We start from the raw sequence: 11,243 nt of genomic DNA on the forward strand, positions 1-11,243 counted from the left end.
TTCGTCAGTCCAGCCCGTTCTGCCGTCAGGATCGTACTGGCGTTCAGCCAACAGAACATGACGATCGGTGCGGTGATGGCAAGGGAGTAGTTGAAATAACCGATGTTGAGCGGTGTGCTCCATTTGATCAGGAGCGTCAAAATCATCCATTGATGGAGCGAATACGCCGTATCGGCAATGAAGATGAGATTGAAGCGGGACAGCCGGGCCGTTTTCATCGTTTCCCCTCCTCTCTATTTGCGAGCGATCCGCATCGTCGGTGCTACCGGGTCGGCATCGGTTTCGTTCGTGACGTCTAACAAATACTGGCGGAGTACCTCGTCCTGACCGAGCGCTTGGGCGATCTCTCGCAGGTACGGGTCGACGGATCCAAAAGGTCGTGTCTTACCGACAAGGATCTTGTCGAAGACGAGTTCGTCATGCACTTCATCACGAGCGAGCAGTTCCTCGTAGAGTTTCTCGCCTTTTCGAATGCCGCTGTAGACGATCGGGATCTGCTCTTCCGTGAATCCACTCAAGTGAATCAAGTTCTTCGCGAGTGTCGTGATGTGGACCGGTTCACCCATATCGAGGACGAACACTTCGCCACCTTTTGCGAGGACACTCGCTTGGATGACGAGACGACTCGCTTCCGGGATCGTCATGAAGTAGCGCGTCATCCGGGGATCGGTGATCGTGATCGGTCCGCCTTTCGCGATTTGTTCTTTGAAGAGTGGAATAACGGAACCGCGGCTCCCGAGGACGTTGCCGAACCGGACGACGGCGAACGTCGTCTCGCTGTTACGCGCCATCTGCTGGATGACCATCTCGGCGATTCGTTTCGTCGCCCCCATCACACTCGTCGGATTGACGGCCTTATCGGTCGAAATCATGACGAAGCGTTTGACACCAGCCGCTTCCGCCGCTCGAGCAACGTTGCGTGTGCCGTAGATGTTGTTCTTGACGGCTTCGCTCGGATTATCTTCCATCAGTGGCACGTGCTTGTGGGCTGCCGCATGATAGACGAGATCCGGTTCGAACCGTCGCATGACTTCAAGCATCCGGTCACTGTCCTGCACATCGGCGATGACAGATTCGAACTGGATGTCCCGGCTGAGACACTCGAGCTCCCGGCGGATCAAGTAGATGCTGTTTTCGCCGTGTCCGAGAAGGATGAGCCGTTCAGGACGGAAGCGAATCAGTTGCCTGCAAATTTCGGAACCGATCGAACCACCAGCACCGGTGACGAGGACGGTCGCGCTATGAACGCTTCGTTCGATTTCCGTAATATCGAGTTCGACCGGTTCGCGACCGAGTAAGTCAGCGATCGAGACTTCACGAATTTGTTTGATCGAGACCTTTCCGGACGCCAGTTCGACGAGCATCGGTAACGTATGCGCTTCGACTTGGGTTTGTTTAATCCGGTTCAGCAATTCAACCCGCTGCGGATACGGTAACGATGGGATCGCGAGAACGACTGCTTCAATCTTTTGTTCCTCGATGATGCATTCAAGTTGGTCGATTGCTCCGATGACGGGAACACCGTGAATCCGCATCCCGCGGAGTTCGAGTGAATCATCCAGTAATCCGACGACGTTTAAGATGTGCGATTTCTTTTGTTTCAGTTCTTTTGTGATCATCTGACCGGAAGCACCGGCACCGATGATCAGCGTTCTTTTACCGAGCGTCTTATTATCAGGGACGAGTCTTAAGCTACGTCCACGAATCAACAGACGGACGAATAAGATACCGTTTAAAACGAGTCCGGTCTGTAAAAAAATCGCTCGTTCGACCGCGAAGTCGAATAACGCGTATTCAAGACCCAGTAAGACGAAGCTGCTGGCGAGGACGACGACTAGGAGAACGGCGAGATCACGAAGACTCGCGTAACGCCAGATGATTTGATAGAAGCGCATCCAGTGTGCGACGAACGTAAGAGCGACCCACTGGATGAGAGCGATTTCGAGTGCGTCCTGCAATTCGAAGTTGACCGTGAGATGGAGCGGATTAAAGAAGTAGAACGTAACGACAGTCGCGAGTGCGATGATTCCGGCGTCGATCAGGCGAAGGAGTCCGATTTTCAACTGCCGACGGTACGGGGTGAGCGGGGAATGCTGCATGACGGTGTCTCCTCTCCTCTCTCATGAATGACTGCGGGGAATCGCTTTTGGATAACTATCAGTGGATTCGCGTGTCGCTTCCTTTTTGCTTAACGAGCGAGAATAGACGATCAAGAGTCCGAGCATCAGACCAAGGACACCACCGATTCCTGTATTCATGAGAATGTTCGGTGATACGGGTTTCGTTGGAATCCGTGCGCTCGAGAACACTTCCGTCTTACTCGTGTTGATCAGTTGTGGAAGATAATCCTGGAAGACTTCCGTCATCGTATTCGCCTGGATGGCTGCCTGCTCCGCCGAACGATCCGTGACGGATAAGGCGATGACTTGCGAATCGAGATTGCTCGAGACCGTCAGGCGATCCGTCAAATCGAATAACCGCTTGTCGGTGACGTTCATCTTTTGGGCGACCTGATCGACGACCTCTGGGCTTCGTAGGATATCTTGATAGGTACTGACGAGTGTCGGCGTCGATGTCGCCTCTGTGTTCGCTTGAGGAACGACGAGGATGTATGCCGTCGCCTCGTATGTCTTTGGGATGACATACGTGCTAAGCGCATATCCGGCTCCCGCAAAGAGAATCATGAAGAGTGCAAGTAGCCACCAGCCGCGTCGGAGTGTCGTCAAATGATCTCCGAAGGTTTTTCTTTGATGCATCGAGCTCACTGTTGTTCACCTCTTTCTGGCTTGACCGAATGGATGGACATTGGTTATGTCTACACCTTATTTCCAATCGACTCCCAAAACAATTAGAGCTTGGTGGAAATGATTATATTTTTTTCGGTAGCTATCTCGCTTGCGCAACACTAGTTCACAGCATGAATTCATATCACGAAAAAAACGCGATTCACGAAAAAATGATCACGTTTTCCTTAATATTTTTTCATTTATCTGCATGATGTTTTGAAAGATAAGGGTAAATACCAATTTGATGATTAAAAAGTGCTCAAATCGGTAATAAGTCCTATATGAAGGGTGGATAGTCTTTAGAAATCATGTTAAAATCAGCCAATATACCCACATCGTTTGCCTTATCCATCCTAGTCGTTTGGATCATGCTCGATGCTTGGATTCGTCCCTTATCCTTCACGGACGAAGTGTTGCCGAAACAGTGGTCTCTTTGGTTGCTTCCGGTCTACATCGTTCTGTTCAGTGTCTGTTGGCTCATCTTACGACCGTTCTATCGCGCCAACCGAGCGACTGGACATCAAATTGCACTCATTTTTCTGATTTATCTGACATTTCATATCGTTTTTTTCTTCTTTAACACGAATACGGATCGTATTCTTGCTTCGCTTTACCTCATCTCGACTTGGCTGTTTGTTGGCATCGTCTCTTCGCTCTCGCGTACATCGATCGAACGATGGCAACGACTGTTGTGTCATTTTCTTTATGGACAAGCCGTCTTTCTCGCTTCCTATGCCCTCATCGTCTCCTTTGGTTCAGAGTATGTCCCGGTCGAAAACCTGCAATGGCTTCGAATCGGTCCTTTGTCGTTTCCTCAACTGTACGTCGGGGAACAAGGCTCTTTCCTTCGCCTCGCTGGTCTGATGAACAATCCGAATACGTTTGCAGCGTGGCTTGTTCCAGGCGGACTGTTTGCTTGGTTCTATCTGCTCAGACAGTTCCCGCGTCGGCAAAGCTTTCTGCACGCCGTACTCCTCCTTCTCATCATCATCGCGTTACTCAGAAGCGGTTCGCAGACAGGTATCTATTCTTTTCTCCTCCTTGCTCTGCTGACGAGTATTCGAATGGTTCCGGGAACGAGACAGCGGGTGCAGGTGACAGCGTGTTACGTAACGGGCAGCTTGATCCTCCTAGCCATCTTTACGTTTCAAGGACTGCTTCCCCGTTTGCTCAGTCTCAACGGACGATTGACGCTTTGGCAAGCCGGATGGCGCGCTTCCGCTGATTCGCTTTGGTTCGGGCACGGGATCGGGAGTGCCCCACGCGGACTGGAGGAACAACTGAACGAACAAGTTCTCTATACGTTCCACAGTACACCGATCACTTATCTCTATGAATTTGGACTCATCGGTTGTTTGCTGTACGGCGCAGTCTTTCTGTATCTGTTCTATCGACTGTTTCGGATTCAGACAACGGATCTCGCGTTTCTCCCACTGTTGCTTGCAAGCTGGCTCGGACTACTTCAATTCACGGAAAGCATTCTCGTTAGACCGAGTGGATTTTATTTCATTTGGCTCAGCCTTCTCGCTTATACGTCGCTTCGTCGACTTCCACCTCACGACAGTACCCACACCTAGAGCACCTACATGAAAGGGGTATGACATCATGAAGAAATGGACAGAACAACAAGTCATCGATAGCCTAATCGAAGCTAGTATCGAATATCCCGCTCTCGACGCAAAGACGTATGCGCGCTGGTCGGTCGGAAAAGACATTCCATCGATCACGACGATCATCAATGTATTTGGCTCTTGGCGTGAAGCACTCCAAGCCGCTGGTCTCTCATCGATCCGTCCTTATTTCTCAGACGAAGAAATCCTTGCTTTCATCAAGGAAGCGTCAACGCGTCTTCATCCTTTCCATAGCAACAGCTACCGGGAGTGGGCAAAGGCGAAACATGGCCCCTCCTTGACATTGATCAACTTACGCTTCGGTTCTTGGTCACGTGCACTCGAAGAAGCACACATTGAAATGACACGTTCTATCTCGATGACAGAAGAACGTATTATCACGGCACTGCTCGAAGCTTCAGATGTCCTTCCACGTCTGACGACACAGACGTATGCGATTTGGGCACAAGAAAACGGACATCCGACAGTCGCGACGATTGCCCGTAAATACGGTTCATGGGCAGATGCCCTCGCTTGCCTCGACATCGCCCCGCCTCGCCGGAAATGGGTCGAAGAAGATGTCCTTGAAGCACTGCGGCAGGCACAAGAAGAGTTACCTTCGCTCAGCATCATTCATTACCGGAAATGGGCAGAAGGTCGCTCGGTTCCGAGCACCTCAACGATCAATGCTCTCTTCGGTAGCTGGACCTCCGCCGTGCAATGCCTCAAGCGTGCACGCGTCTCTCTTTCCTGATTCTGCTCTTCTACCTAAAAGGAGTGGTCCGGTCTCGACCGGATCACTCCTTTTTCGTGCCTATGATTTTTTGATTTGCTCAAGCAGCGAGGCAGGCAACAGCGTCACCGTATCGTGCTTCAATAAATAGATGTCTTCCACATACGCTCCGATGCGTCGGGGATTACGTTGCCCGTGGAGATTGTTTTGAATCGCTTTCGGAAAATTGACGCCACATTCATACGCATGCGGGTACCCCCCACCGAATCGCGGATTGATCTCTGATAGGTAGAGCGTTCCGTCCACATCGAACAGGTCAAAATCAAGCGGACCGATAAGACCGGTTCCATCTAAGACGTGCTCGACCAGTTCAAAGACATCATCGCGTTTAACGGAACGACTCTTGTCAGTTTCTCCTGCACGCATGACGAGTTTCTCCTTGATGAAGATATCGGTCACTTCATGCGTCAGCCAGTCGACATAGACATCGACACCGAGCTCTTGTCCTCTTAAGTATTCTTGAATCAATAAATCTGGATAGGTAGCGAATAATCCTTCGACGACCTCAAGTGAAGAAACTGCCTGGACATGGAGACTGGCACTCCCATTGCGTGGTTTGACGAAGACTGGGAACTGGACCTCCCCTTGCGCAAGTGCGCTCCGGAATGCTTCGAGCGTCACGTATGTCCGCGCATGCGCGATCCCTTCCGCGACACAATACGTATACATCGCGTACTTGTCGAAACAGAGACGACAGGCATCCATCGGTGAGACGAGGACCGTGACACCGATGGCTTCAAACTGTTCCGTCGCCGCTGCAAGTAACTCCAGTTCAGGATCAATCAATGACAATAATGCTGTCACCTGTTCCCGCTGGCACAATTCAAGTAAATGCTCGATATAATCCGGTGCATCGATCCGTGGTACGAGATGATGGCGTTCCGTCATATAGAGACCCGGTGCGAGTGGACTACAGTCCGCGGTACTGACATGACCGTATGACATCTCACGGACAAAATACTCGACCAGCTTCGTCCGACGACCAACGCTCGTCATCAATAAATGGGAAGTCTTCATAAGGCAGTCTCCTTCGTTAAAAGTGATGCCTGTTCTTTTCGTGCCAGAAGGAAAGACTTCCTGCTTGGCGTCGTACTTTTTTCCTATAGACGAGTAGATAACATCCGATTCCAATTAATGCCCCCATTCCATCGAGTAAGACATCTTGAATGAGTCCTGTCCGGTCCCCTGTCAAAATCTGATGAAACTCATCAAAGACCGCTACCGTGATTGCTAACGAATAGGCAAACAAGACGGCCAGTCCTGTCGTTAGGCGACGACGCGTCAAATCAATCAATCCCACACCTAACACAAGAAACGTTGAGACGTGCGCGGCTTTTCGAATGAAAAATTCAATGAAGCCACTCCGTCCAAGGGCAGCGACACTGACTTCTCCATGATAGGAAAAGGAGATGAAGCGCAGATGATCGACGAATCCTAACGGAATGAAGCGCGATAACCCTGGTTTGATGGATTGTGCCTGGTACGGCATCGAACTTGAGATAAAGAGGACTAAGAGAACGGCGAGGACAACATAGCCGGACCATGTAATTTTTTTCATGAAGACACTCCTTTTTTCACATACACCTTAGAATAGCATGCGGTTTACATCAGTATAACTATCGCTTTAAAAGCCAGTTTTAGTATTTAACTATCTTTTTATTTCCTTATTCAAACGTTTTTTACATTTCAAAGGTTTCTCCCGTACGATAAGTGGTTAATTAGTACTATACACGATGACCTGAGGAATAGGAGTGAAGCGCTATGAATCGCGCACTTGGAAAAAAAATCATGCAACTACGAAAACAGCACAAGTACACCCAAAAGCATCTAGCCGAAAAATGTGGTGAAACTGCGACGACGATTTCCGCATATGAACGCGGACAACGGATGCCAACTCCCCAATCCCTCGAACGCTTAGCACTTGCTTTAAATACAACAATCATTGATTTGATTGATCCAAAGCATGTTCAGCACCCATCTCTGAATGAATTCATACAACAAGCGCTCGAACCGACGAAACCTCTTGATTTAAAGCTCGTACTAGAGGATTTACTCGTTCATTTGAGTTTATCTAAAGAAATTTATTTCGATGGTAGACTGATCTCAACTACAGTTCGAGAAGAGATGGCGACTTCGATTGATCATGCGTTAAAACGCGGATCAGCATCGATCGAAGCTTAAAAAGAGAAAAGGCATGGGACGTAATCGCTCCCATACCTTCTCTCTTTTTTTAGTCCGTTTTTACGACATGATCGATGTACAATTGACTTTCTTCATATGTTGCCTCCAACAGTCTTCGAAAAAAAGTGTTTTGTACCGTCTTCTCTGAAACGAACACGCGATCATATCGTTGATGTGTCTGTTTGAGAAGACTGAATTTTAGCGTTCGAAGTTCTGAAGAAAAAAACAATTGAATACCGTGATGTCCGAAAGCATCCATTGCTCTCGATTCTTCTAAGAAGTGAAAGGATTCGTCTGGAAACAAAGTCTCAATGAACGATAGACAGCTTTTTTGAAAGGTAGTTTCGTTCTGATTTTCCATGATGGTCCGGCTCCTCTTTCTCATGATGTACTTTGAATCGTAATACAAAACTTCTGTATCTCAATACCCTGCCTTTAGACCTATTCAAACTAAACTAGGAGATATATTTTTAATTTATTCTCCTTCTATTCTATCAAAAGCTTATTGTTTATTGAATTCAAGAACGACAATTGTTTTTCCTTCATATATTGATCGACCTTCATAACGAGAGAGTTTCGCGAATTCAAATAAGGTTTCAGGTTTGTATAAGTAATCAATTGCATAGCTTACTTTTTCTTCGCTACCTGATTTTAAATACGCATTAAATAAGAGTCGTTCGCCATCTACATGATGACCAAAGAACATTAAAGTATCATGTATCCGTCGAGTCGAAATGGACTGCTCTGATTCTCTTAGATAAGGAATATCGTGCAACGAAACGAGCAGTTTTCCATGTACACCTAAAAGTTGACGTATGTTCCGAAAGAATAATAGCAGTTCCCCACGGTTGTAATGCATGATGGTCGTACCAGGAAGAACGATCCGATCAAAGAATTCAGGACCTACGACGTCTGTCACATCATGGCTCCAGCCATATACTTTATGACGGTACGGTGTATCGATTTGATGTGTCCGAATCATTTCTGACTCGATCAAATATAAATCGTATCCTTCATCAGATAAGAGATTAAAGAGTTTTGGATCGAACGTGCCGTAAAACAGAACCTTCTCTTCTTTTTGTAGATAGCGTCGATAAAACGTCAATTCATCAATTTCTGTGACTTGCTTCGCTTCTTGATACAGTTGCCCAAAACGTTCATCCGCATAAACGTGATCGAGTACTTCAACACGTGAATAGCTTCCCTTTCTTAAAAATGGACCAAATAATACGTCACTCATGATACATCAACTCCTTATAGTATCGAATCGCTTCTGCATAGTCTGCTCCAAGTCGTTCTGGTAATACATCAAATTGTTCTTTTTGATCAGCTTCAAGAATCCACAAAAATGCTTCGTTCGTTTCGAATAGTTGCATCGATGTTAAATCGAAAGCGAAATACCCCTCTTCGTTTTGAATACCAATCAACGTGAGTGGACCGATACGTCCAATCGTTCGTGGTAATTCTAAATCTGAATAGGGTGTAACAAATCGACTTTCACCTGAAAATGATCCTGCGAGTTGATAGAGTAACGGAAATAACTCGAGTTCCTTTGGTGTGGCCATTGCCTCTAACTGCCCTGCTCTTTGCTCAACCATTAGAGAAATGTCCGAACTCAACCGATCGGTTTTCTGTCGATCCGCATAGATACCATCTTCAAAGAAAAAAAGACGATGTGAATTTTTCAATCCAGCTTGTGTCGCATAATCCAATATACCGGCAAATCGTTCGTTTTGAATCCACCCGGTATCCTTCCAGCGCTCCAACTGACGAGCGAGTTCTGCCCGAGATAAAACATCAAGTCGTGTTTCAAGCGGTGGGGACAGTGTATCACCGAAAGCAAGAAGGACTGGCATCCGACTCATTAATTCAATGATTGGTAGATCGTGACGCATCGGATGATCAAAATACACGATACTATTCACTGTCATCGATGTGAAAAAGGAGGCTGGAATACGATTCAACAATGAGCTATCTTCGATATAGACATGCCGCAACGGTTGCGGTTGGAATAGTGAAGCATATCGATGAACGCCCGTCATCAAAGACAATAACTCGTTTTGAACGATGGGAAGCACTAACTTTTCATCCTCAAATATGAGAGGTAGTTCTAAACCATTTAGAAAATCGGGTTGTCCAAATACGATACCACCTTCCGCTCGAATTAAATGAAACTGAACATGAAGCATCTGCTGCTGCAAATAAGCAACTAGTCGTAATGTACGTTCTCCTTCACCTTGTAGAATAAAGAGATAATGTTCATATTCTTGAAAATTCATATAATCCAGTAAATCCTCGAACGTATGCATGTCGTAATCAAAAACATCTAAAGAAAAACGATGGGTTTCACAAAAGTGTCTCATCGCTGAAGAGGGACGTGAGCGTTGTAACCAACCATCCTGTTCTGATACGATCGTAATTCCTATCATGTGATTGCTCCTTTCTGATGAAAATCATGCAAAAAGGACTTCATCCCACATACGAATGAAGTCCTTAGAATGATTCAAGCAGTCTTGTTTCTATCTTTCTTAGACTTAGCAATGGTTTGATCCATTTCCCGATGAGCCAAGGGGGCGACTGAGACGGTAGCAGCATTGAGACACCAAGCGCAAGAAGTCATGTTACGTCGCGTTTCTTTTAAGATGAGTGTCATGGGTGTACCCCTTTCTGAATCAAATACGGCGGGCGATGAAACATTGATATGAAATCAAGTAAATCTATGGTATCCCTTTGCAATCACTTCTATAATAGAAATGGATACTGAGTAACAGTTCAATTTTCATGAAAGGACGAGGATCCAATGGATCATTTCACGTCACCGCAAATTGGTTTGGCGTTACGCCGTCTGCGAAAAAAACATAATCTAACGCAAAAGGATTTAGCAAACGGTATCTGCAGTCAAGCAGAAATCAGTAAGATTGAGAGTGGCACACATTCCCCAACAATCGAATTGTTATATGCGCTATCCCGAAGGTTACAAGTTCCGATTTCTGCGTTTCTAGATCCCAATCGTCAACAAGATTCATTAAAGACGATCGATGAAGACTTACTACATCGTTTTAGAAATCAAGACTTTGAGTCGATCTATAAAGAGAGTCAAAAGATTTTAGAGCAACATGATTCTTCTTTTGAGTTTGTACTACTGTACAAATACTACTATTACCTTTGTTCGTATCGGCTTCAAAAAATTGATTATCGAACCTGTATCGTTGAGCTTCAAAATTTATCAGCAGATTATCTAACTTCTCATTATTCACCCAGTATGCTGATTCGTATTAAGTCAGCTATCGCGAATCTATACTCTGAAAATAAAAGTTATCAGCATAGCATTAATGTTTATGAGGAAATCCTCAAATTAAATTTTGATAGTGATGATTTAGTAACAGAAAAAATTAGAATCACCTATAATTTTTCTAAAATCTTATTAGATTTCTCTAAATATGAACAAGCTCTGCAATTGATTGATGAAGCAATTGAAGAAAGCCTTAATTTTAAAGACATGTCGGTATTAGGACAGTTATACGCTCAAAAGGGAGATTGTCTTGAGAAGTTGGGCGCGACTAAAGAACAAATTATTGGTGCGTATGACAAAGCGTATTTTTTGTTCGAACTACTCAACATGAATCAGTATAAAAAAATCATTTCTTCTATTCGAAGTGATTTTTTAAAAAATATTGTTAGTCAAAATAGTTAATTATGCTCGTGTTGTAGAATATTCAAGTGGAATACGTTCGATCGCTACGTCACGTTTGACTGAGTACTCAAGTGGGATACGCTCGATCGCTACATCACGTTTGACCGAGTATTCAAGTGGAATTCGTTCGATTGCTACATCACGTTTGACCGAATATTCAAGTGGGATACGTTCGATTG

At 45.8% G+C, this 11,243-nt stretch carries 10 protein-coding genes and 1 pseudogene; 4 read left to right on the forward strand and 7 right to left on the reverse strand.

Annotation, left to right across the window (positions count from 1 at the left end):
* From F8N00_RS11410 to F8N00_RS11420, 3 genes and pseudogenes are all read right to left on the reverse strand, one after another.
* A pseudogene (locus F8N00_RS11410) lies at positions 1 to 218 on the reverse strand (polysaccharide biosynthesis protein); the annotation flags it as partial.
* Between the two features lie 15 nt (positions 219 to 233).
* Positions 234 to 2,099 carry a polysaccharide biosynthesis protein gene (locus F8N00_RS11415; protein ID WP_023469400.1) on the reverse strand — a complete coding sequence of 622 codons (1,866 nt, stop codon included), beginning with the start codon at positions 2,097 to 2,099 and terminating at the stop codon, positions 234 to 236.
* Between the two features lie 21 nt (positions 2,100 to 2,120).
* Complete coding sequence (locus F8N00_RS11420; RefSeq protein ID WP_244150231.1) at positions 2,121 to 2,756, reverse strand: YveK family protein; 636 nt, start codon at positions 2,754 to 2,756, stop codon at positions 2,121 to 2,123.
* Between the two features lie 338 nt (positions 2,757 to 3,094).
* On the opposite strand from F8N00_RS11420, the gene F8N00_RS11425 reads away from it, so the two are divergent.
* Together F8N00_RS11425 and F8N00_RS11430 are read left to right on the forward strand one after the other, a co-directional pair.
* Positions 3,095 to 4,363 (forward strand): O-antigen ligase family protein, encoded by a 1,269-nt coding sequence (locus F8N00_RS11425; protein ID WP_075642855.1) that lies wholly within the window; start codon positions 3,095 to 3,097, stop codon positions 4,361 to 4,363.
* Positions 4,364 to 4,391: 28 nt separating this feature from the next.
* Entirely contained in the window at positions 4,392 to 5,150 is a 759-nt protein-coding gene (locus tag F8N00_RS11430) for a homing endonuclease associated repeat-containing protein (protein WP_023469403.1), read from the forward strand.
* Positions 5,151 to 5,210: 60 nt separating this feature from the next.
* On the opposite strand, the gene F8N00_RS11435 is transcribed toward F8N00_RS11430, so the two are convergent.
* Positions 5,211 to 6,206, reverse strand: a complete 996-nt coding sequence (locus F8N00_RS11435; RefSeq protein WP_058713000.1) for an ATP-grasp domain-containing protein — start codon at positions 6,204 to 6,206, stop codon at positions 5,211 to 5,213.
* Positions 6,207 to 6,222: 16 nt separating this feature from the next.
* A complete protein-coding gene (locus tag F8N00_RS11440; RefSeq protein ID WP_075642857.1) occupies positions 6,223 to 6,747 on the reverse strand; it encodes a VanZ family protein in 525 nt (174 codons plus the stop codon).
* Between the two features lie 203 nt (positions 6,748 to 6,950).
* On the opposite strand from F8N00_RS11440, the gene F8N00_RS11445 reads away from it, so the two are divergent.
* Positions 6,951 to 7,370, forward strand: coding sequence for a helix-turn-helix domain-containing protein (locus F8N00_RS11445; RefSeq protein ID WP_023469406.1), 420 nt, complete (start codon positions 6,951 to 6,953; stop codon positions 7,368 to 7,370).
* A gap of 502 nt (positions 7,371 to 7,872) precedes the next feature.
* On the opposite strand, the gene F8N00_RS11450 is transcribed toward F8N00_RS11445, so the two are convergent.
* Together F8N00_RS11450 and F8N00_RS11455 are read right to left on the reverse strand one after the other, a co-directional pair.
* Positions 7,873 to 8,610, reverse strand: coding sequence for a hypothetical protein (locus F8N00_RS11450; protein WP_035396050.1), 738 nt, complete (start codon positions 8,608 to 8,610; stop codon positions 7,873 to 7,875).
* Positions 8,603 to 9,799 carry a hypothetical protein gene (locus tag F8N00_RS11455; RefSeq protein ID WP_075642858.1) on the reverse strand — a complete coding sequence of 399 codons (1,197 nt, stop codon included), beginning with the start codon at positions 9,797 to 9,799 and terminating at the stop codon, positions 8,603 to 8,605. The genes F8N00_RS11450 and F8N00_RS11455 overlap by 8 nt, the downstream gene beginning before the upstream one ends.
* Before the next feature lie 371 nt (positions 9,800 to 10,170).
* Here F8N00_RS11455 and F8N00_RS11460 point away from each other — a divergent pair, with 371 nt between their 5' ends.
* Complete coding sequence (locus F8N00_RS11460) at positions 10,171 to 11,064, forward strand: helix-turn-helix domain-containing protein (RefSeq protein ID WP_035396046.1); 894 nt, start codon at positions 10,171 to 10,173, stop codon at positions 11,062 to 11,064.
* Positions 11,065 to 11,243 lie beyond the last annotated feature (179 nt).

Origin of the sequence: Exiguobacterium sp. A1_3_1, assembly GCF_048985645.1 — a bacterium.
Taxonomy (GTDB): domain Bacteria; phylum Bacillota; class Bacilli; order Exiguobacteriales; family Exiguobacteriaceae; genus Exiguobacterium_A; species Exiguobacterium_A indicum.